Consider the following 25,783-nt stretch of genomic DNA (forward strand, 5'->3'; position numbering starts at 1 on the left):
TATTTAATGATTACCTTTGTTTGTCATCTTTGTGTAGAGTAGTAAATTTGGGATTAGGAGTTGACACAGGTTTTAGAGAAGCAGGCTTTGTCTCAGATAATCCCTTAGTAATATGCTGATCTAAGTGTTTTTCTGATAGTTGATTCATTACTGCCACTTGGTCATCATATCCTAATTTTTGTATTATTTTATCCCCAAGCTTATGTGATTCGTCTTTAAGAGTTTTATTAAGATTGGTTGTTGGTGTTTTATCTTGTTCTTGGTCAATAGCTTTAGAATCTTGTGGTGTTTTATCATTTGCTACTTCAGTTAGCTTAGAGGGGGAAGATGGTGCGTTAGTTCCTGCTATTTCAGGTTCTAAATTTTCTGCATTTTTAGTTTTATCGGTAACTTTACTACGAAGCAATGTGTCATTAACTATTCCATTGCCAGCAATAGCCTCTTCTTGATTTTTAAGTAAAGTAGTAAACTTATTTAACTTTTGATATTTAGTAGGATCTGTCTGTTGCAATTGTTTAACTAACTCATCAAGATCATTAATTTTCTTCTCTTCATTTTTATTCTCCTCCTCTATCTCCTGAACCTTAGCATCAACTTCATCTTTCTGCTGCTGAGCTTGTGCCACAACTGGAGCAAAATCTGTAATTTTCTTATCCTGATGTTTTATTTTTTGCGTTACTGCTTCAAACACACTTGGCGAATGGATTTCTTTCGGTTTTTGTTTCTCTTTCTCAGCTTCCTTTTCTAACCTTACCTTCTCTGCTCTTAATTTTTCATCGTGCTTCATTACTCCATCATAATGTTCATGTACTTTATCACGATGTTCAAGTAAATTTTTATATTCTGTATTTTGTTTTTTAATCTGTTCTTCGCTTTTTACCAGTTTCTGCAGTTCACTTTCTACATCTTTGCCATCTTTAAGATCTTTAACCACATCACGCAATTGATTGGTCTCGCTTTTCCTTGCGGTCAAATATGCATCAGCATTTTTGTTAAACTCTGTATGTTGTTCTTTGAATTTTATGCTTTCTTGGTGAAATTGTGCTGACCGCTCAGCTTCTAACTTCTCAGCCTCCTTTTCTAAAAACTCTATTTGTTCTTGCATCTTAGTTGCGGCTTCCGCTTCTTGCCTGTAAGTAATATTTTGTTCAGCACGCTGCTCTTCTTTGGCAACAGCAGCTTGTAAAGCTTCCAAACTTTTTAGTATTTTTGCTGGAAGATTACTAGCTAACAAACTACTTATAGCACTATTGAGTCTCGCTAGCTCAGCTGGGTTAGTAGTATGCAGCTGAGATTTGATATCATTAATAACATTCTCAAACTGAGTAACATAAGCAGAGTATTCTTTGCCCATATTCCCGTCATCAGAATCATCAGCCATGTTATTTTTCATTTGTATTAATAAGTTTATTTATATTACCATAATTTAATTAGAATCAATTCTAAAATAATAGTCAACTTATTTTTAATGAAAATTAATTATTTTTTATTAATGTAAACAATATCCAATATTCTACTTACATAACTATATTAGTTCTGATATTTAACATTCTTTGATCTTAAGCCTATATTTTTACCACACTCTCTTTTCCCCTTTCTAATTTGTTTATAGAATTGTGATATTGTTACAACCAAGATTTATTATTTCAATTTTCTATATTATTTTATCTTGCTATTAATTAACCAAATCTTCAATATCTATTAGTATTAATAAATATATTAAGGTGAATAAATGATAGGGTCTCAAAAAGAACAAAGAAGCCTAACTAAAGGGCAAAAAGAAGCTGTTGGGTTGCTTTCGATCGGGACGTTCTTGGAGTATTTTGATCTATTCCTCTACGTACATATGGCGGTATTGTTGAATGAGTTGTTTTTTCCAAAATATGATCCTCATACTACTACTCTTCTTAGCTCTCTTGCTTTTTGTTCAATTTTTGTTTTTAGACCAATTGGAGCATTAATTTTTGGTTGGATAGGTGATAATATAGGGCGTAAGACTACCGTTATCATCACAACTTTTATGATGTCAGGATCTTGTCTCGTTATGGCCAAATTATCAACTTATGAACAAATAGGTATTAGTGCCTCTTGCATAGTAACAGTGTGTCGTATCGTTCAAGGTATGAGTTCTATGGGAGAACAAATTGGAGCAGAACTATACTTATCAGAATTGATAAAACCTCCTTTTAGAAATGTGGCTGTAGGAATAGTAGGAATCTTTGCATCAATTGGTATAATGGTAGCCTTGGGAATTGCTTCTCTTGTCACTTCTTACGGTTTTAATTGGCGTCTAGCTTTTTGGTTTGGTGCTGGTATAGCATTAATTGGTGCGGTTGCTAGAACGAACCTTAGAGAAACTCCAGATTTTGCTGATGCCAAAAGACGTATAAAAGTTGTAGCTGAACAATCCAATATCGATCCCAAAAAATTAGCAGATAATACAGCTTGGCAAGAAAAAATAAATAAAAAAACAGCAGTGGCCTATTTTATTCTTGGTTCTGCTTGGCCAGCGTGGCTTTATCTTGGTTATATTTATTGTGGTAATATTCTTAAAAACTCATTTCATTTTACTGCAGAACAAGTTATTTATCAAAACTTTATTGTCTCAATAGTAGATTTAGCAGCAGCAGTAATTCTTGTTTATCTTGTTCGTAAAAACCATCCTTTAAAAATTCTTAAAGTTAAACTAATCATATTCACTCCTTTTGTTATTCTTTTTCCAATAGTACTTAATAACCTAACAAGCCCATTTGAGTTACTTGTTGTTCAGTGTTTTATTGTGTTATTTGCTCCTGTAGATTTTCCAGCTAGAGCTATATTGTACATGTATTTTCCAGTGTTTAAACGTTTTACTGCTTCTATTTTTCTTGCAGCTCTATCAAAGGCGGCGATGTACGTTACCACTGCTTTTGGTTTTGTATATCTGAAAAATATTTTGGTAATTGGGGCTTATTAATTATTGTTATTCCAATACAAATAGGATTTATGTTTGGATTACGTTACTTTAAAAATCTAGAGGTGGCAGCTGGAAATTACCATTAAAACGTTGATAGTTATTAGTTAGTTTTTCTTCAATAGTTATATTATTTAAGCAAAGCATAGTTAATTCTTTCTCTAATTCTAGCCCAGTAAGATGAGTAACAATTGAAAGGAAAGTAATTATAGTTTCTTCTACTATCTTTTTAGCTTTTTCCGGTGATTTAGCTCCTAGAGTTTGCAAGTTATGCTTTCTGTCAAGAATTTTAATTAATGCTACATCATGTTTTTTTTGTTGAAATAATATATTTAATGTTTCCGCCGAACTAATCTTGCCATGAGGCTTAACCCTAGTCAAATCTTGCACTTGACTAGCCACTTGACTACCAAAAATATAGGCAATCATCTTTTCGGTAAGTGGTGTATCCTCAATGGTGTCGTGTAGTAATGCAGTCACAATCATGTCTGTTCTGAAATATTGTGGAAGTTCTAGTGCTGTGTACTGGGCAAGCATATAAGCCACTTCAATGGGATGCAAGTAATAAGGCTCACCAGACTGCCTAATTTGACTACCATGATATTTTTTAGCATAGTAGATGCCTTTTTTGACTTCATACATGTCTATTGGTTGCTTTACTTTTGTATTTAGCAAAATTAATTCATTAAGCAACCTCTCAGCATATGCACAATACTGGTATTTTGAATTATCCCAATAGTTATTAACATCTTCCATAATAAACCATTATATTTTAATTATAAAGTTATTATAAACTAAAATTTTGACTATTTAAAGCATTTGCTGCTTTTTATTTTTAAAAAGATGCATATTTTCTAATCTTGTTGTATAAATCACAGTTTCTTATCAAGAAAAATAATATCCAATAATTCGCTAGCATGGGATATATGGATGATGGTTAATACATCCCTAATCTCAACTGGTATTTTCGCAATATCTCTTTTCTCTCTTCTAAATTTGTTTATAGAACCGTGATATTGTTACAACCAAGATTTATTATTTCAATTTTCTATATTATTTTTTCTTGCTATCGTTCAACCAAATCATCACTATCTATTAGTATTAATAAATATATTAAGGTGAATAAATGATAGGATATCAGCAAGAACAAAGAAGCCTAACGAAAGAACAAAAATCAGCTGTTGGCTTATTATCGATTGGGACTTTTTTAGAATATTTTGATCTGATGCTTTATGTCCATATGGCAGTATTTCTTAATGAGTTGTTTTTTCCAAAATCTGATCCTCATACTACCGCTCTTTATGCAGCTACAGCTTTCTGTTCTAGCCTTGTTTTTAGACCTGTTGGTGCAGTAATATTTGGATGGTTAGGTGATAATATAGGGCGTAAGACTACCGTTATCATCACGACTTTTATCATGGCTTTATCATGTATTATGATGGCTAATCTCCCTACTTATGCCCAAATAGGTATTACAGCCTCTTGGTTGCTCACCATATGCCGTATACTCCAAGGAATGTCCTCTATGGGAGAGACAGTAGGAGCAGCACTTTATTTAACTGAATCTATAAATCCACCAGCCCAATATCCAGCTGTTTCGTTAGTTTCGGTTTTTGCTGCTTTAGGAGCAGTCGCTGCTTTAGGCATAGCATCGTTAGTGACCTCCTATGGATTTAATTGGCGTATAGCCTTTTGGATGGGAGCAGGCGTAGCACTGGTTGGCACAGTAGCTCGAAGGAGTCTTAGAGAAACACCAGAATTTGCTGATGCCAGGCGTCAACTAAAAAAAACTTTTGAGCAACCTTCAAATGTTGATAGCATAGATCTCAAGAAACTAGAAAATAATCCAATATGGCAGGAAAGAGCTAATAAAACAACAATTTTAGCGTTGTTCTTAATGGAATGTATGTGTCCTATATATTTTTATTTTACTTATATTTATTGTGGAAATATGTTAAAAACTTCTTGTGGCTATAGTGCTGAACAGGTCATTCATCAAAATTTTATTGTTTCAATATTTGGTTTCTTAACCAGTTTAATATTAGCATATTTAAGTTATAGAATATACCCATTAAAAATTGTAAAAACCTTATTATTGATATTTTGTCTATTTGCTTTAGCTTGCCCTTATTTATTAAATAATGTTAATAGCTCGTTTGATGTATTTTTAATGCAATTATTCGTTACGTTATTTGTACCTACCGGTCCTGACTTAGGATGGTCAATCTATTATAAACATTTTCCTGTCTTTAAACGGTTTAGCTGTGCTAGTCTTACCTTTGCCATATCTCGTGCCTTAATGTATGTAGTTACCTCTTTTTCAGTTGTTTACTTAACTGAATATTTGCATCATTGGGGGATAATTATTATATTGCTTCCAGTTTGTATAGGTTTTGCATTCGGACTATTTCATTTTGAAAAGTTGGAGAAAGAGGCTGGGAATTATCCACAAAAGCCTCATGTAGAGGTATAGATAAATGTTGACAACATAATATAATAATTCGTTTTGTTACTGTTGGTATTTTTAAATACATAGATAAAGTTAAAAAATGTATTACAGTTTCTTCTACTATCTTTTTAGCTTTTTCCAGCGATTTAGCTCCTAGAGTTTCTAAATTGTGTATTCTATCAAAAAGTTTAATCAGTGCTACATCATGTTTTTTTTGCTGAATTAATAAATCTAGTGTTTCTGCCGAGCTAATCTTGCCATGAGGCTTGACCCTAGTCAGGTCTTCTACTTGACTAGCCACTTGACTGCCAAAGATGTAAGCAATCATCTTTTCGGTCAGGTGTGTATCCTCAATGGTGTCGTGTAGTAATGCAGTCACAATCATGTCGGTTCTAAACAATCGTGGAATTTCTAAGGCTGTGTACTGGGCAAGCATATACGCCACTTCAATCGGATGTGAATAATACGGCTCGCCGGACTGCCTCATTTGGCTGCCATGATATTTTTTAGCATAGTAGATGCCTTTTTTGACTTCATACATGTTTATTGGTTGCTTTACTTTTTCATTTAGCAAAATTAACTCCTTAAGCAACCTCTCAGCATATGCACAATACTGGTATTTTGAATTATCCCAATAGTTATTAACATCTTCCATAAGAAACCATGATATTTTAATTATAAAGTTATAATAAACTAAAATTTTGACTATTTAAAGCATTTACTGCTTTTTATTTTTAAAAAGATGCATATTTTCTAATCTTGTTGTATAAATCACAGTTTACCCGAATTCGCGTTATTGCACAATTTCATAAGGTTAGTAAAAAATATCTTAAGTATCTATTGTCGATGAGTTTTATTTTGGATATAACTAAAAGAGTAATAATATTATTTTTGAATTGTTATTGAATAATTGTGTGATTTAATTATGAGCGAAGAACTTCTGCAACGAGATTTAATCAAGAATCCCCAAAAAATAGGGACTTGGAATTTTTATAATATTGGTGCAACAACTATTAGTGCTTTAAAAAAAGCTGGTATAATAAGAAATATAGATTATGGGGATGTATCAAACAAGAGAGTTGATGCCATATTATAGTGAGTTTAGTGATATAATAACGTAACCTCATGAATCCTAGCAAAAACTGAATAAAAGCTTGAAGAATAATCTATGAAAATATTAATCCTTGGTATAACAGGTATGCTTGGCAATGCCATGTTTAGGTTTATGGCTGAAGATCATAACCTTAACGTTTACGGGACAGCTAGGAATAATGGTGCTTGCCGTTATTTTTCTGAAGAGTCATCTAAACAACTCATTGCCCCAGTAAATATAGAAAATCATGATTCTCTTATTAAATTATTTGCAACAATTCGACCTGATGTGGTAGTAAATTGTATTGGGCTAATTAAACAACTAGAGGATGTAAATGATTACCTACAAGCACTATCAATTAATGCTTTGCTTCCTCATAGACTTAGTATAATATGTCAAGCTATAGGCTCTCGTTTTATACATGTTAGTACAGATTGTGTATTTTCCGGGTCTAAGGGTAACTATACAGAGAGTGATTTTGCAGATGCTAATGATCTCTATGGTCGCTCAAAGTTTTTAGGGGAAGTAAGTTATCCTAACACTATAACACTTCGTACTTCAATTATCGGGCATGAGTTATCAGGAGGTAAGAGTCTCATTGGCTGGTTTCTTGCACAAAAAAAACAAGTTAGAGGATTTGTTCAAGCCGTGTTCTCTGGACTTCCAACTATTGAATTAGCAAGAATAGTTCGTGACATCGTTATACCGCGACCCGATATGTGTGGACTTTATCATGTCGCAGCAAAACCGATCAATAAATATGATTTGTTAAAACTTGTGGCTAGTACTTATAAAAAAACAATCGAAATAATTCCATCTAATGAACTGGTCATTGATCGCTCACTTAATGCCGAGCTTTTTAATAAAGCAACGGGATATGCACCGCCTGAGTGGCCAGAGTTAATTCAACGTATGTATAAATTTCAATAAAAGGTAAGAATGTTTGTTAATAAAATTTTAATGATTACTGGAGGTACGGGGTCATTTGGTAACACAGTGATGAAACGATTACTAGAAAGTGATATTAAAGAAATTCGCATATTCAGTCGAGATGAAAAAAAACAAGAAGATATGAGGATTGCTTTCAATAACCCAAAGCTTAAGTTTTATATTGGGGACGTAAGAAATTATGATAGTATTTACTATGCTATGAAAAATGTTAATTATGTGTTCCATGCTGCAGCCTTGAAGCAAGTTCCATCATGTGAATTTTATCCGATGGAAGCAGTGCGGACTAATGTACTGGGAGCTGAAAATATGATGAATGCAGCTATTGCCAATGGTGTTGAGCGGGTTGTGGTACTCAGTACTGATAAGGCGGTATATCCTATCAATGCCATGGGTTTATCAAAAGCAATGATGGAAAAACTGTTGATAGCTAAAGCTCGAATGAGTTCTAAAGGAGATACCGTTCTGTGTTGTACTCGTTATGGTAATGTAATGGCTTCCCGTGGCTCGGTAATACCTCTTTTTGTTAATCAAATTAAAGAGGGAAAACCTCTAACTATTACCGACCCAAATATGACACGTTTCTTAATGTCACTTGAAGATTCTGTAAACTTAGTGTTATATGCCTTTGAACATGGGCAACAAGGTGATATTTTTGTGCAGAAATCTCCAGCTTCAACAATTGAAGTATTAGCTCATGCTATAAAAGAATTATTTAATGCTAATAATGAAATTCGTTTAATTGGTGTACGTCATGGAGAAAAGATCTATGAATCTTTGATTTCTTGTGAGGAGATGGTCAAAGCTGAAGATTTAGGAAATTATTACAGGATTCCTGCCGATAATCGTGATCTCAATTATTCAAAGTTTTTTGTAGAAGGAGATATAAACGTTGCTACTCTAAGTGACTATACATCAGCCAATACAGAAAGATTAAATATAGAACAAGTTAAAAAGCTTTTATTAACACTTGACTTCATTAAAGAGCAACTTAATGCTTAAAGTAATGACCATTATTGGTACTCGCCCAGAACTTATTAAAATGTCTAGAGTAATTTCTGAGTTTGATGAGTATACGAACCATATTTTGGTTCATACAGGGCAAAATTTTGATTATGAACTGAATCAGATTTTCTTTGATGATCTTAACATTCGTAAGCCAAATTATTTTTTAGAAGCTGCTGTTAGTGGTAATGCAACACAAACCATTGCACGCATTATTGAGAAAACTGATGAGGTTTTAGAAAAAGAACAACCAAATGCATTATTGCTTTATGGTGATACGAATTCCTGCCTTTCGGTTATCGCAGCCAAAAGACGAAAGATACCAGTTTTTCATATGGAAGCCGGCAACCGTTGTTTTGATCAAAGAGTACCAGAAGAGCTAAATCGTAAAGTAGTTGACCATTTAAGTGATATCAATATAGTTCTGACTGAACATGCTCGTCGTTATCTTATTGCCGAAGGAGTATCGCCAGAGCGAATTATCAAGTCTGGTTCGCATATGCAAGAAGTGTTGGGTTATTTTATGCCTAAAGTGCGTCTATCAAATGTGCTAGATAAACTAAAACTTCAAGCCCATCAATATTTTTTAGTCAGTATTCATCGTGAAGAGAATGTAGATGTGTCAGCCAATTTACAGGACTTACTTAATACTTTACAGATGTTGGTTAAAGAATATGATATGCCCGTGGTTGTATCAACACATCCTCGTACACGTCAGCTGTTAGAAAAATTAGGTATTAAAGGTTTGGATAAACAAATTCACTTTTTAAAACCATTCGGTTTTCTAGATTACATAAAATTGCAAATGGAGGCTTTTTGCATTTTATCTGATAGTGGTACAATTACTGAGGAAGCTTCTCTTCTTAAATTACCAGCAATTACCATTCGTAATACTCACGAAAGACCTGAGGGTATGGATGAAGGTGTTTTAATAATGAGTGGTCTTAAAGTAGAAAAGGTTCTAGATGCTGTACGCATTGTAACCAAACAACATAGTAAATATAGTCATTTACAAACAATCGTTTCAGATTATAATGCTGGCTTAGTATCTCAAAAAATACTCCGTATCGTTTTGAGCTACGTGGATTATATTAATAGAGTTGTGTGGTTTAAGTGAATTAGTACCACCCTCCTAAATTGAATTGTTAAATGTACATAAAGGTTTGTATGACTAGAATATCTCAGGCTAATTTTCCCTGTAGGTTCTCTCAATCTCAAATGAAAGAGTTTGTACTACTTGCAAGCAATAAGATTATTGATGCAAAAAATAATGGTATGTATTATCTTGAGCCATTTAAACACCTAGTAATTGATAATTTTTTACATGCTGATTTAGCTCAAAGTTGTTTGGATAATTTTCCTTCCCCTAATGAAGATATATGGGATAGAAGCTATGATGAAAATATTGAGATAAAACAAAGGACTATATAGAAATCAGAATTTGATATACCGGAAGCTATTGTTGATACTATTCGTTTACTCAATTCGTCTATATTTCTTTTAGCCTTATCAGAAACTTTTAATATTAAAAAACTTGTGCCTGATCCATATTTTACTGGTGGGGGGGCTTAATATCACAATGCCAAATGGTTTATTAGATGTACATATTGATGGTAATTATCATGACGCAACGGGACTTAATCGTCGTATGAATGTTATTATATATTTGAACCCAAAATGGCAAGAAGGATGGGGAGGAGAATTTGGAATCTATAATAATAATGGCGAGAATTGTTTAAAAAAGATTGCTCCATTATTTAATCGTCTTGTTGCATTTGATACGCATGATAAAAGCTATCATGGTTTACCAGATGCATGTAAATTTCCAGAAGGTGAATATCGTAAATCGATCATTTTATATTACTATACAAAAGCCCCTCGGGAATCTATTAATAATATTATTGACAAACCTCATAGAGCTCTATGGAAAAAACGTAATTTTACTGATAAGGATGGTAATATTATTAGAGAATATAGCTAAGATTTTATGGGTAGTTAGTTTAATGAAGATACTGCAAGTGCATGGATACGAATCACCAGGTCGTAGATTTAGTGGATTATCTATAACACCACTTCTCAAAAAATATGGTGTTGAATCTCGTCATTTAGTTTGGGATAAGGATACTCAAAATCCAGAAATACTTACTTTTGAAGGATCAATAGCTCGAAAAATTAATCGGGTAATTAATAAAATAGAACGAATTGCTTCTTTACAGTCGGTACTGCATTTGAACGTTTCGCAAATGATCAAAATGCCGGTCTTTAAAGAAGCTGATCTTATTCACCTTCATATTATAAGTTCAGGATATTTTTCCATATCAGATTTATCAAAGATTACCAAGCTAAAGCCAACGGTTTGGACTTTACATGATCCTTGGGCTATGACAGGACATTGTATTCATCCGTTTGATTGTAAACGTTGGATGACTGGTTGTGGTAATTGTCCTGACCTGACTAGCCATATGCCACTTGCTAGGGATAATACTAGATTTTTATTTAATTATAAGCGTGCAGCTTACAAGATATCTAATTTCGATATTATTGTAGCCTCAAAATGGATGCAAGATATGGTTAATAATTCACCAATGTTTGAGAATAAACTAGTTCATTTAGTGCCATTTGGATTAGATATAAACTTCTTTTCTGCTGCTGCTTGTCCAAATGCACGAAGGCTATTTGATATTCCTGAAGATACTTTGGTAATATGCTTCCGGGTAGAACAAAATGAGTTTAAAGGAGTACCTTATATTATTCAGGCACTCGAACGTATTAAGTCAAAGCAGCCCATTTGCTTGTTGACTTTGAGTAGCGGGGGAGTATTATTACAGCAATTTGCCGACCGATTCCAGCTGGTAAATCTTGGTTGGACTAATGATGAAGAATTAGTGCGGGAGGCATTGGTAGCTGCAGATATTTTTTTAATGCCATCAGTTGCAGAAGCATTTGGTATGATGGCAGTTGAAGCAATGGCCTGCGGTAAACCTGTAATTGTTTTTGAAGGCACTTCATTGCCTGATGTTACTTTTGCTCCAGATGTTGGTTTGGCAGTACCTATGCGTGATGGAGAGGCTTTGTACTTAGCACTACAACACTTAATTGATAATCCGGATGAATGTAAACGGCGAGGACAAAAAGGTAGAATGATGACTGAATTGCATTATCGAGATGAAACCCAAGCTAAAAAGTTAGCTGATATTTATAATATGGTTGTTGCTAAATGAAAATTTTACTTTTAACAGATATGCCTCCTTGTCATAATTTTACTGCAGGATTAACGCTAGACCGTTTGGTACGGTTTTTACCGGTTGAACAAATTGCAATTTGCTCAATTGTACATCCCCACTTTAAACCAATCATACCTAAAGAATTAGAGATAATTCCTCACCTTAAATTGATAAAACCTCGGGAAATGGCTCCGAGGAGATTATGGGGCAAAGCAGGTAGATTACTAGCATTTGTCTTTGAGTTAATTCAAGCAATACGGGTAAAATACTCAATATTACCAAAAATTGTTAATTTTGCAAAACAACAGCAAGTTGACGCATTATGGGTGGTGTTGGAAGGACAAACTATTATACGTTTAGCAAAACCTCTTTCTTGTAAGTTAGCATTACCATTATTCACTCAAGTATGGAATCCTTTAGAGTGGTGGTTGCGTGAGAATAATATTGATGCATATACTAGACGACGACTTCTAGCAGAGTTCGATGAGGTCATAAAACATAGTAAGTCATGTGCATCTGCTTCATGGGCAATGTCAAAGACTTATTCGCATAAATACGGTGTGCGTAGTATACCTATAATTGCTAGTTTACCTGATAAATTTGCCAAGATCCCCGCAACAAAACCACATGAGAATAGGAATGAATTTATCATTGCTATAGCAGGACAATTATATGCACAAGATGCATGGCAATGCCTTATTAATACTCTGAATCAAGTTAATTGGTCTATAGCAGGAAGGCGAATTCGTCTTAGAGTTCTTGGGGCTTACTTTCAGGTATATACTCAGTCGCCAAACAATTTCGAATATCTAGGATGGCAGTCACAAGAAGAAACCATTAATTTCTTAGAAGATTCAGATCTTCTGTACATGCCGTACTGGTTTTCAGAAGAGTATCGTCTTGAGGCTAGCAATAGTTTTCCTGGAAAATTGGTCTCCTATTTTGCCGCTGGTCGTCCTGTTTTTTGTCATGCACCATATTATGCATCACCTACTAGATATATAGCCAAGCATAATGCAGGGATTTTGTGTACATCTATGGATTCTCTAGTTGTTTTGCAAAAACTAGAACATGCTATCCTAAATACAACTTCATATGCAATAGTTACAAAAAATGCTACTGCTTGTTTTTTGATGGACTTTACTTTAGAGCATATGCAGAAAACATTTTTTGAGTTTTTAGGATTAGATAGTGCATCAAAAAATAACTTAAAGAATAAATTCTCTGAAGTATATGATAAGAATATTTTTGGAGGCTCTGTATCACGTTCTGGCGAAGGGTCTGATCTATTACAGACGGAAATTGTTAGAAACGAGATACCAAAGATTATTAGAAAATTTAAACCAAATTTATTGCAATTTTTATTGCAAACATAGTTGATCTATAATTTCGCGTAAATTACCATGATGAATAAATACAGTTTAGACAAGTTATGTGAGGTGTTTCAATGAGCAATAGCATCTTTTACCCAAAGGTTTCGCTTGTTATTCCCGTTTACAACGGTGCTAATTATATGCGTGAAGCAATAGATAGTGCAGTTGCTCAGACTTATAAAAATTTAGAAATTTTAGTTGTTAATGATGGATCAAATGATAATGGTGAAACGGAACGTATAGCTTTATCTTATGGTAACAAGATTCGTTATTTTTCCAAACCAAACGGTGGGGTAGCTTCAACCTTAAATTTGGCAATTAAGGAAATGAAAGGAGAGTATTTTTCGTGGCTTAGTCATGATGATGTTTACAATCCAAATAAAATTGAACATCAAATTAATATACTTAACACTCTTCCCAACCGTAATACGATTATTTACGGAGGGTATGAGGTTATAGATCATAACTCTAAGTCACTGTCTTTTATAAGACCAGATAAAATATTATCAGCAAAAAAATGTAATATCCCATTATTCCCTCTTATGCGAGGATTAATTCATGGATGTGCTCTTTTAATACCTATAAAATATTTTTGTGAAATTGGTACTTTTGATGAAACATTATTAACTACCCAGGATTATGCACTTTGGTTTGAGTTTTTACGGATAGCACCTATTCATTTTGATGATCGTATTTTAATTAAAAGTCGCACTCATCTAGATCAAGGAACCCATAAAATTGCTAGCCACATGAATGAATGTAATGAATTATGGTCTAGGTTTCTCAGAAGGTTAACTTTAGAAGAAATGACTATAATGGAAGGATCACCTTATTTATTCCTGCATCGTACTAGTGTTTTTCTTGCAAATGCTTCTTGTTATCAAGCATCCGAACTAGCTAAGTCAATGGCTAAGGATATCTTAACCGATATTAAGATTAGTGTAATTATGCCAATTTATAATAGAGTTGATTTGGCAATTGAGTCTATAAAAAGTGTTATTGCCCAAACTCATCAGTGTTTTGAATTGATTATAGTAGATGATGGTTCTAAAGATGATGTATCTAGGTTGATTGAGGAGTGCAATAAAGATAGTAGAATTAAATACATTCGTAAGGAAAATGCAGGACCAGCAGCGGCACGTAATCTAGGTATTAAACATGCATTTGGGCAGTACATAGCGTTCATTGATTCTAATGATTTGTTTTATGACAATAAACTTGAGGTTCAATTGAAGTTTATGGAGGATAATAGTTTGTTATTCTCGCATACTTCTTACCATAGAATAGATTGGGCTGGAAATTTGATAAAATATATAAGCTCTGGTACTTTTAGCAAGCAAGTCTTTCCAAACATTATTACTAAATGTCCAATAACAATGTGTAGTGTGATGGGAAAAACCTCCCTTTTTATGTCAAACAAATTCCCTGAAAATATAGGAATTGATGAAGATGTATGCTTATGGATATCTATAGCAAGCAAATATGAGATAGGAGCGATTGACATTGCATTATCGAAGGTTAGAATTAATTACAGTACTACTACATGCTTAAATACTAAGAAAACAATAATAGGATTAATCAATATTGCATCATTTGTTATGAACGATGAATATTTAAGTCAATTTGATAAGCAAGTTCAGTTGTTACTATTTTCTGCAACAAATATATCTAGCTTGCCATTAGATAAATTAATAAAATTTGATGACTGGCCATCTGAGAAACGTAACCCTAATATAGTAGTGAAGTTAATTAGATCGCTACGTGTAGATGGTTTTAGAATAACGTGGAACAAAATTTGTAGGAAACTAGGTATACTCCAATGATGATTCTGATACTGTCTTAAGAGTCAAGGATTAAATTGGGATTAAAGTAATTCTTCAGTAACCCAAGCTCCTCCTACTTTACTCTCAAAAGAGCAATTAAAATCAATTTATTTGCAGCTTTTCAGTGGAGAAAATGCTAGTATAGTCTTAGAAGATTTAGCCTACATGAGTGGTGTGTATCGCAGCAATTTCATGCGGCAAGAAAGCAACTACACCGCTTTCAATGAAGGCATGCAAGCTTTGTTTTTGTACATATGCTTGCATGCGTCTAGAGATGATGGAGTTGATGATATTGAAGGAAATTTATAATGAGGATAGCTTATGAGTACGAATAGTAAAACATTGGTATCGTTAGACTATGCGATTAAATATCTACTCAAAGATAAAGGTGATTATGAAATAATCGAAGGCTTTATTTCGGCTATCCTTAAAGATGCTGGTTACTTACCAGTAAAAATCACCGCTTTACTAGAGAGTAAGAGTAATAAAGAACGTAAAGACTTAAAGAAAAGCATAGCTGACGTTATCGTTGAAGACCAGCAAGGTCATAAATATATTGTGGAAATAGATCGTTCAACTACCCACACTTTTCTCCACAAAGCTTGCTTTAATAGTTATCGGTTGATTGTTGATAATATCAGCTCAGATCAGGATTATAGTGATATCAAAAAATATTTCATATCAACTTAATATATTTTGTGTTGAGCGATATAAGCTCTCCATTATATCACGGTCAAACTATATTTAGAAAAATGGACAGGGAACATCCAGTAGACTTACATCTTGCTGATATGGGTTGTAGGTTTTTTGATGTTCACAATGTATTTCCTGAATATTTTGTTATTTCCGTACCGCTTTTTGATGGTATTATAAAAGATGAGTTGGATGAGTGGTTATATTTTGCCAAACATTCTGAGGTTAAAGATGATTTTAAGTCGCCTTATATGAAGAAAGTAGCAGAACGTCTGAGTGTTCTAAAAATGACTCCAGAAGAACGTCAGCACTATCAGAATTATGTCAATGAATCGCTAAAAGAACGTGATTATATAGTTGCAGCTAGAACTGAAGGTAGAGCTGAAGAAAAAATAGCAATGGCAAAAAAAATGCTAAAAGAAAATTTTTCTATAGAAACTATAAGTAGAATAATAGAACTATCCATAGAAGAAATAGAATGGCTACGTAAGAATTTGGCTGAGGACACAACTACTGTACTTGACGAAAATTAAATAGGAAGGGTATTGAATTGCTGTATTGGAAAAATAGAACGACCGTTGTTCATAACTGTTGAAAGTTAAAAAAGATATTATTTTTGTAAAAACATATTAGTGGAAGAAATTTTTGGTATATACTGCAAAAAATTGAAGAATTTAGAAGAGAAAATTCTATGTGGATCAAAAACACTAACATTAGTATGATAGTTATGTGGTCAAAACGATGTCATAGTTGGTTAACAATAATATTTTGTTTAATAATTAACAGCTATTCAACTATTCATGCTTCCAATACAAATATTGAAAATAGATTTGCAACAAGGATTGCTATTGTAGATATACACTCTATTCTAGAACATTCTGTAGCAATCCAGTCTATAAGAAAATCTGTAGACCAAATAAGCAAAAAAATTCGACAAGATCTATCAAAGAAGGATGGAGAACTAAAAGAAATAGAAAATCTATTAATGGGAAAACGTAATTCTTTAAGTGAATCAGCTTTTGAACAAGAATTTAGTCTTTTTGAAAAGAAAATAAATATAGCACAAAAAGAAATACGAGATAGAAAAGTACGCCTTGAACAAGCCCATGCTGAGGGTATAGGGAAAGTACAAGAAGCTATAACAAAAATTATAAGTACTTTAGCAGAAAAGTATAATCTTGATCTAGTTATACCTAGTACTCAAATTTTATTTGCTAAAAATAGTCTAAATATTACGCAAGAAGTGATAGCAGAACTAAATAATAAATTAAAACATGTTACAATTAAATACGAATAATTTGTTATAGAGGTTTATCAATGACAGAATTTACTCCTATTACAGTAGCTTATGGTGATGGTATAGGTCCAGAAATAATGCAAGCAGTACTGTATATTTTAAAAGAAGCTGAAGCAAGAATACGTATAGAGGTAGTGGAAGTAGGAGAAAAATTATACCAAAAGCACTATACCTCAGGGATAGCAGAAGATACTTGGCAATCATTAGCAAGAACTAAGGTGCTTCTAAAAGCTCCTATTACCACTCCTCTAGGTGGTGGGTATAAAAGCTTAAATGTAACTCTTAGAAAAGCCCTATCTCTTTATGCCAATATTCGCCCTGCTATTTCTTATGCTCCTTTTGTTAAAACACTGCATCCAAATTTAAACGTGGTTATAGTACGGGAAAATGTTGAAGATTTATATGCAGGCATCGAATATCGTCAGACTCACAATGTCTATGAATCTCTTAAACTAATTAGCCGGGTTGGTAGTGAAAGAATTATTAGATATGCTTTTGAGTATGCGATAAAGAACAATCGTAAAAAGGTTACATGTTTCAGTAAAGATAATATTATGAAACTGTCTGATGGGATTTTTCATAAAGTTTTTGAGGAAATTGCTAATGAATATAAGCAAATTCAAAGTGATTATTACCTTATAGACATCGGCACTGCAAGACTAGCAGCTCAGCCGGAATTATTTGACGTCGTTGTAACTTCAAATCTGTATGGTGATATTATATCGGACGTATCTGCAGAAATTTCTGGTTCGGTAGGACTCGCTGGCTCTGCTAATATAGGGCAAAATTATGCTTTATTTGAAGCTGTACATGGCTCTGCCCCAGATATTGCCGGTCGCAACCTAGCTAATCCTTCTGGTTTACTTAACGCAGCAATTATCATGCTAATTCATATCGGGCAACAGGATATTGCTACACTAATAGAAAATGCCTGGAAAAAAACCATTGAGGATGGAGTCCATACTGGAGACATTTACAATGAAGAAATATCTAGCAAAAAAGTTGGTACTAAGGAATTTGCTGATGAAGTAGTAAAAAGACTAGGGATCAAACCTTCTACCCTCAGAGTAGCGGCATATTCATCACCAGTTACCCAACAACAAACTACTGAGCAGATATATTCGATTAATAGTGAAGAAGTTAAAGAATTGGTAGGTAGTGATGTATTCATCCAAATGGCAGCGTTGACTGCTCATGAGGTAGCAGAAAAAATTCAAATTATTAGTTTAGGTGACTTAGAATTAAAAACCGTATCTTCCATGGGACTTAAATTATGGCCCAGGGATGAGAGATTTGAATTATTATCTGATCATTGGTGTTGCCGTTTTATGGCAAAGAAGGATGGAGAAAAAATAACACATTCATCTATAGTCCATTTACTTGAATCGCTAAGCCAGGCAAAAATAGATTTTATTAAAATTGAGAATCTCTTTGAATTTGATAGGAAAGCGGGTTACTCGCTTGCTCAAGGAGAATAGAATATTTATGTTTTTTGTTATTGGTTATGGATTAATCCTACTTGGAATTATAGCAATATTTTCTGGCATTGTTGGACTGTTCAGATTTCCTGACTTTTATACAAAAATTCATGCTGCCAGTGTAATTGAATGTTGTGGAGTACCTTTATCACTTGTTGGTCTTGCCTTTTTACAACATGATTTTACTAGCTCTTTTAAATTAGTTTTTGCCTCTATATTGATTTTAATATTAAACCCGGTATCTACTCATGCAATTGGCAAGGCTGCTTTATTAGGAAAAACTAACCTAAAATAATTGATTGTTTATTTATGATACCAGAAATAATAAATTTTCAACTAGCTAGCTGGTTGCTTATGGTAATCCTTATAATGCTTGCCATCGTATCAATTAAGATTATATTTTGTAATTCTTTATTAGAAACAGTGAGCATAAGCTCTGTATTTAGCCTACTTATTGGTTTATCTTATCTTCTTATGGACGCTCCAGACGTGGCAATGACTGAAGTAGCTCTAGGTAGCTGTTTGTCTAGCTGTGTTTTCCTAAGCTTTCTCACTAGATTGCAAGACATACAAAAATGTGATCTTAAACCAACACGAGTAATAAGTTCATCAATTATATGTTTAATGTTCATAGTAACATTTAGCTTTGCAGGACTTGATTTACTAGAATATGGATCTATAGATTCTCCTATGCAAAGTCACTTAACCAAATATTATATTGAAAATACTAAAAGTGATATTGGTATTCCCTCTTTTGTAGCAGCACTACTAGCTAGTTACAGATGTTATGATACTCTTGGAGAAACGGCAGTTATTTTAATTGCTGGAATATCGGTATTATTGCTATTTTCACAAAAAAGTAATGAACATGCTTAAAGATTTTATCATTATAAAACATTCTACTCTTTTTATGTTACCTTATATATTTTTATATTGTCTATATATTCAAATTAATGGTGATGCATCACCAGGAGGTGGATTCCAAGCTGGGGCTATATTTGCTTCTATGATAATTGCTTTTGATTTAGTTCATGGTCAGTTCAAATTAAAACAATATTTTTCTACTGATTTACTAGTTGGTATGGCTACTATCGGGGTACTTATCTATGCCATGACCGGTATGGTATCAATATTATTTGATGATAATTACTTAAACTACTATTCTCTTGCAAATGATAAATTATTAGCTCAACATATTGGTATCTTTATCATTGAAATTGGCGTTGGACTTTGCGTTGCATCGGTTATGTGTTTAATATATTCCATAATGAGATATACTCGGTGAACTTCAAGAATTGGCGTCGTCGTGTCTAAAGATCTCCGCTGCTCACGTACTAATGTACGCTCCGCTGCTCGACTTTGACACTCCTAGCTCTTCTTGAAGTTGACCTTCGTCTACCAACTCTTCATTTACGAGCAGTATATACTCGATGAAAATCAAGAATTGGCGTTGTCTTCTTCATGATTTTGATTCTATCGTCTATCAACTCTTCATTTACGAGTAGTATATGCATAAACTAGTACAGCTAATAAAATGGGAATATTTAATTCAAAATCGTATTAATAATCTTAGCAAATATCTATTTATATTTTTTTTATTTTGTATTTTCAGCACGGCTTTAATCAATGACCAAGCAGATATTAAGAAATTTGGGGTTATTTTTTCAGTAATTTTTTTACCAATAGCCCTAATTGGCTTCTCTAGTCTAATATTAAAGCAAGATGTGGAGGATGGAAGTTTAGAGCTACTATTATCCAGTTTCAGTGAGAGTGAGATTGTTACATCTAAATTATTTGCTATATTTTTTAGTTCGCTTACTAGCTCTTTATTAAATATCCCGATAATTTATATTATTTTCGATCTTGATCTAACAACAGTAACCTATCTTTTTATCACTCTAACTTTGCTATTAACTTTGTCCAGTAGCCTACTAGTTTTAATTGGATCTATTCAAAGCTATTTTAGGTCAAATACTAACCTGCTAGCAATATTAATCATGCCACTATTAATACCCAACATAATACTTACCGGTCTTGTTTTACAAAATCTTGAGAATATAAGTCTAATTTTTGTTATGATTGGTATCAATATGCTTCTTTTACCAACCATATTTTATCTCTCATCATATCTAATTAAGAATATTTACAACATTTAATTTATATTATACACCATACTGACCCCTGCACTAATAAAAAAATTGTTATTTTTTTATTATTCATGTAATTTAGTCGTAGTTTTTTAACCATTTTTTGGTAGTTATATATGTGGCAAGCTTTAAGAAGACTAATAGCAGCTAACCCTATGGGGGTGTTTTTATGGAGTATCATAGCTAAATGGTACTTTATGATAGCAGTTGCCTCTTTGATAGTATTATTTTGGGTAGCCAAGGGTCTTGAAAAAATTGGATTTATAAAATATATGACCAATGCTACAATTGAAATTCTTGATACATCTAAATCAATTGCACAAAACTGTACTACAAAATTAGGTCCCAACTTTGAGAGCTTAACCAATTTTTGGAAATGTTTAGGAGACCCGCCAAAATACGAGATTAAAGAAGAAGAAACAGGTGAAAAAGCTTTAGAGGAGGGATTAAATAAGTTACTACCTAAAGACGGAACTGTACCGGAAATGCTTCCATATCGCAATCCTTATGATTCTCCTAGCGATTCTACAGATAGTGATGGTAAATAAACCAAATTAATATTTGGCTAAAATCATGTTTTTAGCTTTAGAAAGGTTTAAAATGCATTCGTGTTAGCCGCTTTAAGAATGCATTTTTCCTTATAAGCAAAATTAGGGTAATACTTCACTGTTAATTGTTGAAGCTGCCCTTGATTTTTTGTTACTTTTCCAGTAGTCTATTATATTAAATATAATAATAAATATCAAATTTGTGCAAAAAGTGAAAGCCACTACTATAGAACCTAGCTTCTATAGTTGCACTCATTATAAAATAATTCCCTACTTCAAGTAGTTGTGAAAACAACTATTGAAGTAGAAGAGGTATACTAGTCAGTTTATGTCAAATACTAATGATTACGATAAGGCAACTCGTAGGGATTTTATAACCTTAACTGCCAGCAGTATGGTTGTGGTTGGAGCTGCATGTGCTACCTACCCTCTTGTTGATTCATTCAACCCTTCAGCGGATGTTCTTGCCCTATCTTCAATAGAAGTGGATTTATCTCACATACAACCAGGTCAAACTCTTACTGTTAAATGGCAAGGTAAACCGGTTTTTATTACTAACAGGACTCCCGAAAAAATTGCTGAAGCAAGAAATGTAAACCTTTCCGAGTTAATAGATCCCGAACTTGATCAAGTACGAGTTAAAGCTGGACATGATAAATGGTTAGTAACTATTGGCATTTGTACACATTTAGGTTGTGTACCACTTGCAAACCAAGGAGATTATGATGGTTGGTTTTGTCCATGCCACGGCTCTCAATACGACTCATCTGGTCGTGTTCGTAAAGGACCAGCTCCTTTAAATTTGGCTGTCCCACCATATGAGTTTATTTCCGATACAAAAATTAAAATCGGATAGTTATTTATGAATGAAACTAATGATCCTAAAAAATCAAATCCCGTTATAGAATGGATAGACTATAGACTACCTGTTTTCTCGTTCCTTAAACATTTAGGCGAATACCAAACACCCAAAAATTTAAGTTACCTATGGAACTTAGGGTCAATAGCTGGTATCGCTTTAGTAATTCAGATAATCACTGGCATTATTTTGGCTATGCATTATACTCCCCATGTCGATTACGCCTTCGAGAGTGTCGAGAAAATTATGCGTAATGTCAATTACGGCTGGTTAATACGTTATATACACTCAGTTGGAGCATCAATGTTTTTTGCTGCAGTTTATCTACACATCTGTAGAGGATTGTATTATGGCTCATATAAAAAACCTAGAGAATTATTGTGGCATATAGGTATAATAATTTTTCTTACCATGATGGCTACTGCCTTCATGGGATATGTGTTACCTTGGGGACAAATGAGCTACTGGGGAGCAACTGTAATCACCAATTTATTTTCAGCTATACCTATTATTGGCAAATCGATAGTTACCTGGCTTTGGGGAGGGTTTTCAGTTGATAACCCTACACTTAATAGGTTTTTTGCTTTGCATTATTTATTACCTTTTATTATAGTAGCTTTAGTACTACTCCATTTAGTAGCATTACATATTCATGGATCAAATAATCCCAAGGGTATCGATGTTAAATCACCTAAAGATACTATTCCTTTCCATCCATATTATACTGTAAAAGATTTTGTTGGATTCGGTGTTTACTTTTTAATATTTGCCTTTTTTGTCTTTTACCAACCAAATTATCTAGGGCATCCTGACAATTACATACCAGCTAACCCTTTAGTTACTCCGGCTCATATAGTTCCAGAATGGTATTTTCTGCCATTTTATGCCATTTTACGGGCAGTACCATCAAAGCTAGGCGGGGTAATATTGATGTTTTCTAGTATTTTGCTATTATTTGTCTTACCTTGGCTTGATAGCTCAAAAGTTAGGAGTAGCAATTATAGACCAATGTTCCGCATAGCTTTTTGGCTGTTCATATTTGATTGTTTGGTACTTGGATATCTTGGAGGACAACCAGCAGAAGAACCTTATATTACCTTAAGTCGATTTGCTGCTACTTACTATTTCTTTCATTTTCTCATTGCAGTGCCACTAATTAGCAAGTATGAAAAAACTCTGCCATTACCGGATTCTATATGAAAGATCAGAAAATTATGGCTAACCCAATTAACATTACTCCGTCATTGCGAGGAGCTACTTTAGTAGCGATGAAGCAATCCAAAGGAATGATTAGGAATGGATTGCTTCGTTGGCTTATGCCTACTCGCAATGACATTAGTATTAAGTTTTTCCTGTGTTTATTAATTTTGTTAATATCAAATATTGTCACTGCCAATAACGATGCACTACCTACAAAAAAGATTGCTTGGCCATTTGATGGAGTTTTTGCTAGCGTTGATAGGAAAGCTGCACAGCGTGGCTTCCAAGTCTATAAAGAAGTATGTAGCGTGTGTCATGGTCTTTATAATTTATATTACCGTAATCTTAAAGAGCTAGGATTTTCAGATGAAGAAATTAAAGAAATAGCCAAAAATTATACTGTACAAGATGGTCCAAATGATGCAGGAGAAATGTTTGAAAGACCTGCCCTACCCTCCGATCCATTTGTTCGTCCCTACCCTAATGAACCAGCAGCAAGAGCTGCTAACAATGGAGCAGACCCACCTGATTTATCGTTGATTATCAAAGCAAGACCTGATGGAGCAAATTATTTATATTCTATACTCACTGGTTATAGTGATCCTCCTGAAAATTTTAAACTAATGCCAGGATTAAATTACAACCCATATTTTCCACATAGTCAGATTGCCATGCCAGCTCCTTTGTCAGATGGACAAGTAAAGTATATGGACGGAACAAATTCATCAGTCGAACAAATGGCTATGGATGTTACGATATTTTTACAATGGGCTGCTGAACCTGAAATGGAAAACCGTAAATCCATGGGTTTGAAAGTGACGATGTTCTTAGTAATTTTTATAATTTTCTTCTATATCTCTAAAAATAGAATTTGGAAGAATCTAGAAACAGAAGAGTATAAATAACAAATCTTTAGGTTCTTATATCTTAAAACATGTTATAAGTAGTTATAACATGTTTTAAGATATAAGAACCTAGTTATCCTGAATTCGCGTAAATTACCGCATATTAAACCTATCATAAGTAATCTTATTCTCTACCGATTCAATCAATGTATCAGAGAATTCTTGCACGAAATCTTGCCTTACCATACCCAACCTCTTCTTAAGCCACGATTGTTTAGCAGATATATATTTAATAGTTACATCACCATATTTCTGTTTTATGAAACTATACATATCATCTATACCATCAATTAAACCAAAATCAACAGCAGTTTCCCCAGACCAAAATGCTCCATTAAATAAAATATCATCTTCTTGTGTTAACTTACCAATACGACGCTCCTTAACATGATCTATAAAATGCTCGTGAATCTGTTTTTGTATATGCTTAATAATTTCAATATCTTCTTCTTGCACTGGTTGAAATGGATCGAGAATAGATTTATTTTTACCTTCTGTATAAACCCTCCTTTCTACTCCAAGCTTATTGATAGCAACAGGAAAGCCAAAACCAGCCGAAACCACCCCTATACTACCAATAATTGAACTCTTAGATGCATATATTTGGTCACCAATACAAGCCAGCCAATATCCACCAGATGCTGCTACATCTTCTACAAAACTATAAATTGGTATTTTCTTTTCCCCAGCTAATGACCTTATACGTTTACTAATCAGTTCAGATTGTACAGGTGAACCACCCGGAGAATTGATAGTTAAACACAAAGCTTTAAGATTTTTGATCTCAAAAGCTTTGTCAATTAACTCATGTAGCGATTCTATGCTAAGCCCTGATTTTACTGAGCTTACTTTACCTATAACCCCACTAAGGCGAAGAACAGCAATTACCGGCTTTGATGCCTTAGAACCTATTCCAGGTAGTAATGAAAGTAATTGCTCTAACTTACCTATTTGACGTTTAGCAATTACCTGATCAAATTTTGCCTCAGCAATTAAACTTTTATTGTGTTCTATGTACATTAGTTACTCACTTATTATTGTTTTTAGAAGCATTATTTTCCTCATTATTCTGTGATATTTGTGTTTTTTCATCTTTGTCTTCCTGCTCTTTAGGCTTTAACTGTTTATTAACCGATTGATTAAGCGTTTGTTCATGGTAACTATTTTTAGGTTCTGGGTGGTTTCCAGGAATATTTGACAAAATAATATTGCGAATTCCTTCATCATACCAATTAATAGCACCAACAAAACTTACTAACATTTTTCCATCTGGATTAATTAGAATAGCAGTTGGTAAACCAACTATTGAAAAAGCTTTAAACAGTTGATTCTTAAAATCATGGTAAATTGGCAAATATCTTATCTCATAATCTTTATAATATTTTTGGATAATTTCTATTCCTTGGTAGTCTTGTGATACAGGGATTATTGCAAATGGCAATTTTCTAAAATCTTTTTGCAGTACATCTAAATCCGGCATTTCTTTAATACAAGATGCACACCATGTTGCCCAAAACACCAATAATATCGTTTTTCCTTCAAAATTATCAAGAGAATATTTTTCTCCTTTATCATCAAAGAAAACCACCGTATCAGGAACACTAGATAAATCAAGCATTTTAACACCTGATTTGATCTGATCTAATGCAAAACTATTAGTGCCAATCAACAAACATGTTACAATCAAAAAAAATCGTTTACTATATTTTCTAATATGCATATAAATAACAAATATATTTCCAATTAATTTATTGATCATAATGAAAAACAATATTTTTTTATCTCTAA

27 protein-coding genes and 1 pseudogene are annotated in these 25,783 nt (G+C 33.4%); 23 read left to right on the forward strand and 5 right to left on the reverse strand.

Going from position 1 to position 25,783, the window contains the following annotated elements; all coding sequences use genetic code 11:
• Positions 1–10: 10 nt before the first annotated feature.
• The gene (locus tag AAGD26_RS01840; RefSeq protein ID WP_341751987.1) at positions 11–1,393 is read right to left on the reverse strand and encodes a hypothetical protein; all 1,383 of its coding nucleotides are present in this window, start codon (positions 1,391–1,393) and stop codon (positions 11–13) included.
• A gap of 339 nt (positions 1,394–1,732) precedes the next feature.
• Here AAGD26_RS01840 and AAGD26_RS01845 point away from each other — a divergent pair, with 339 nt between their 5' ends.
• Complete coding sequence (locus AAGD26_RS01845; protein WP_341751988.1) at positions 1,733–2,956, forward strand: MFS transporter; 1,224 nt, start codon at positions 1,733–1,735, stop codon at positions 2,954–2,956.
• A 48-nt stretch (positions 2,957–3,004) separates the two neighbouring features.
• Here the strand turns inward: AAGD26_RS01845 and AAGD26_RS01850 are convergent, their stop codons facing one another.
• Entirely contained in the window at positions 3,005–3,709 is a 705-nt protein-coding gene (locus AAGD26_RS01850) for an HD domain-containing protein (protein ID WP_341751989.1), read from the reverse strand.
• Between the two features lie 370 nt (positions 3,710–4,079).
• Here AAGD26_RS01850 and AAGD26_RS01855 point away from each other — a divergent pair, with 370 nt between their 5' ends.
• Complete coding sequence (locus AAGD26_RS01855; protein WP_341751990.1) at positions 4,080–5,426, forward strand: MFS transporter; 1,347 nt, start codon at positions 4,080–4,082, stop codon at positions 5,424–5,426.
• Here AAGD26_RS01855 and AAGD26_RS01860 read toward each other — a convergent pair.
• On the reverse strand, positions 5,320–6,057 hold the full coding sequence (locus AAGD26_RS01860; protein ID WP_341751991.1) for an HD domain-containing protein: 738 nt from the start codon (positions 6,055–6,057) through the stop codon (positions 5,320–5,322). The genes AAGD26_RS01855 and AAGD26_RS01860 overlap by 107 nt on opposite strands.
• A gap of 270 nt (positions 6,058–6,327) precedes the next feature.
• Here AAGD26_RS01860 and AAGD26_RS01865 point away from each other — a divergent pair, with 270 nt between their 5' ends.
• The 21 genes and pseudogenes from AAGD26_RS01865 (at position 6,328) to AAGD26_RS01965 (ending at position 23,995) form a co-directional block, all read left to right on the forward strand.
• On the forward strand, positions 6,328–6,498 hold the full coding sequence (locus AAGD26_RS01865) for a hypothetical protein (RefSeq protein WP_341751992.1): 171 nt from the start codon (positions 6,328–6,330) through the stop codon (positions 6,496–6,498).
• Positions 6,499–6,570: 72 nt separating this feature from the next.
• Positions 6,571–7,425 carry an SDR family oxidoreductase gene (locus AAGD26_RS01870; protein WP_341751993.1) on the forward strand — a complete coding sequence of 285 codons (855 nt, stop codon included), beginning with the start codon at positions 6,571–6,573 and terminating at the stop codon, positions 7,423–7,425.
• A 9-nt stretch (positions 7,426–7,434) separates the two neighbouring features.
• Positions 7,435–8,445, forward strand: a complete 1,011-nt coding sequence (locus AAGD26_RS01875) for a polysaccharide biosynthesis protein (protein WP_341751994.1) — start codon at positions 7,435–7,437, stop codon at positions 8,443–8,445.
• Positions 8,438–9,565: a non-hydrolyzing UDP-N-acetylglucosamine 2-epimerase gene (gene wecB / locus AAGD26_RS01880; RefSeq protein ID WP_341752286.1), complete on the forward strand. Its 1,128-nt coding sequence runs from the start codon at positions 8,438–8,440 to the stop codon at positions 9,563–9,565. The genes AAGD26_RS01875 and wecB overlap by 8 nt, the downstream gene beginning before the upstream one ends.
• 50 nt (positions 9,566–9,615) lie before the next feature.
• Positions 9,616–9,879: a hypothetical protein gene (locus AAGD26_RS01885; RefSeq protein WP_341751995.1), complete on the forward strand. Its 264-nt coding sequence runs from the start codon at positions 9,616–9,618 to the stop codon at positions 9,877–9,879.
• 148 nt (positions 9,880–10,027) lie between these two features.
• On the forward strand, positions 10,028–10,429 hold the full coding sequence (locus AAGD26_RS01890) for a 2OG-Fe(II) oxygenase (protein WP_341751996.1): 402 nt from the start codon (positions 10,028–10,030) through the stop codon (positions 10,427–10,429).
• Positions 10,430–10,451: 22 nt separating this feature from the next.
• On the forward strand, positions 10,452–11,669 hold the full coding sequence (locus tag AAGD26_RS01895; protein ID WP_341751997.1) for a glycosyltransferase family 4 protein: 1,218 nt from the start codon (positions 10,452–10,454) through the stop codon (positions 11,667–11,669).
• Positions 11,666–13,048: a glycosyl transferase gene (locus tag AAGD26_RS01900; protein ID WP_341751998.1), complete on the forward strand. Its 1,383-nt coding sequence runs from the start codon at positions 11,666–11,668 to the stop codon at positions 13,046–13,048. The genes AAGD26_RS01895 and AAGD26_RS01900 overlap by 4 nt, the downstream gene beginning before the upstream one ends.
• Positions 13,049–13,119: 71 nt before the next feature.
• Entirely contained in the window at positions 13,120–14,868 is a 1,749-nt protein-coding gene (locus tag AAGD26_RS01905; protein ID WP_341751999.1) for a glycosyltransferase family 2 protein, read from the forward strand.
• A gap of 111 nt (positions 14,869–14,979) precedes the next feature.
• Positions 14,980–15,177, forward strand: a complete 198-nt coding sequence (locus AAGD26_RS01910) for a hypothetical protein (RefSeq protein WP_341752000.1) — start codon at positions 14,980–14,982, stop codon at positions 15,175–15,177.
• A gap of 12 nt (positions 15,178–15,189) precedes the next feature.
• Positions 15,190–15,558 carry a PD-(D/E)XK nuclease family transposase gene (locus AAGD26_RS01915; protein ID WP_341752001.1) on the forward strand — a complete coding sequence of 123 codons (369 nt, stop codon included), beginning with the start codon at positions 15,190–15,192 and terminating at the stop codon, positions 15,556–15,558.
• 62 nt (positions 15,559–15,620) lie between these two features.
• A complete protein-coding gene (locus AAGD26_RS01920; RefSeq protein WP_341752002.1) occupies positions 15,621–16,094 on the forward strand; it encodes a hypothetical protein in 474 nt (157 codons plus the stop codon).
• 194 nt (positions 16,095–16,288) lie between these two features.
• Positions 16,289–16,858: an OmpH family outer membrane protein gene (locus AAGD26_RS01925; RefSeq protein ID WP_341752003.1), complete on the forward strand. Its 570-nt coding sequence runs from the start codon at positions 16,289–16,291 to the stop codon at positions 16,856–16,858.
• A gap of 20 nt (positions 16,859–16,878) precedes the next feature.
• A complete protein-coding gene (locus tag AAGD26_RS01930; protein ID WP_341752004.1) occupies positions 16,879–18,336 on the forward strand; it encodes an NADP-dependent isocitrate dehydrogenase in 1,458 nt (485 codons plus the stop codon).
• Positions 18,337–18,343: 7 nt separating this feature from the next.
• Entirely contained in the window at positions 18,344–18,631 is a 288-nt protein-coding gene (locus AAGD26_RS01935; protein WP_341752005.1) for a Na+/H+ antiporter subunit G, read from the forward strand.
• Between the two features lie 14 nt (positions 18,632–18,645).
• Positions 18,646–19,621: pseudogene (locus tag AAGD26_RS01940) on the forward strand (DUF4040 domain-containing protein).
• A gap of 223 nt (positions 19,622–19,844) precedes the next feature.
• Positions 19,845–20,492 carry a heme exporter protein CcmB gene (locus tag AAGD26_RS01945; protein WP_341752006.1) on the forward strand — a complete coding sequence of 216 codons (648 nt, stop codon included), beginning with the start codon at positions 19,845–19,847 and terminating at the stop codon, positions 20,490–20,492.
• Between the two features lie 107 nt (positions 20,493–20,599).
• Positions 20,600–21,031 (forward strand): DUF2670 domain-containing protein, encoded by a 432-nt coding sequence (locus AAGD26_RS01950; RefSeq protein WP_341752007.1) that lies wholly within the window; start codon positions 20,600–20,602, stop codon positions 21,029–21,031.
• Positions 21,032–21,359: 328 nt separating this feature from the next.
• Positions 21,360–21,887 (forward strand): ubiquinol-cytochrome c reductase iron-sulfur subunit, encoded by a 528-nt coding sequence (gene petA, locus AAGD26_RS01955; RefSeq protein ID WP_341752008.1) that lies wholly within the window; start codon positions 21,360–21,362, stop codon positions 21,885–21,887.
• A 6-nt stretch (positions 21,888–21,893) separates the two neighbouring features.
• Positions 21,894–23,090, forward strand: coding sequence for a cytochrome b/b6 (locus AAGD26_RS01960; RefSeq protein ID WP_341752009.1), 1,197 nt, complete (start codon positions 21,894–21,896; stop codon positions 23,088–23,090).
• 134 nt (positions 23,091–23,224) lie between these two features.
• Positions 23,225–23,995, forward strand: a complete 771-nt coding sequence (locus AAGD26_RS01965; RefSeq protein WP_410520628.1) for a cytochrome c1 — start codon at positions 23,225–23,227, stop codon at positions 23,993–23,995.
• Positions 23,996–24,088: 93 nt separating this feature from the next.
• Here AAGD26_RS01965 and AAGD26_RS01970 read toward each other — a convergent pair whose 3' ends face one another.
• On the reverse strand, positions 24,089–25,015 hold the full coding sequence (locus tag AAGD26_RS01970) for a S49 family peptidase (RefSeq protein WP_341752010.1): 927 nt from the start codon (positions 25,013–25,015) through the stop codon (positions 24,089–24,091).
• A 7-nt stretch (positions 25,016–25,022) separates the two neighbouring features.
• Complete coding sequence (locus AAGD26_RS01975) at positions 25,023–25,715, reverse strand: TlpA family protein disulfide reductase (RefSeq protein WP_410520629.1); 693 nt, start codon at positions 25,713–25,715, stop codon at positions 25,023–25,025.
• Between the last annotated feature and the right edge of the window lie 68 nt (positions 25,716–25,783).

The organism is Candidatus Tisiphia endosymbiont of Piscicola geometra, assembly GCF_964026415.1.
Lineage (GTDB): Bacteria > Pseudomonadota > Alphaproteobacteria > Rickettsiales > Rickettsiaceae > Tisiphia.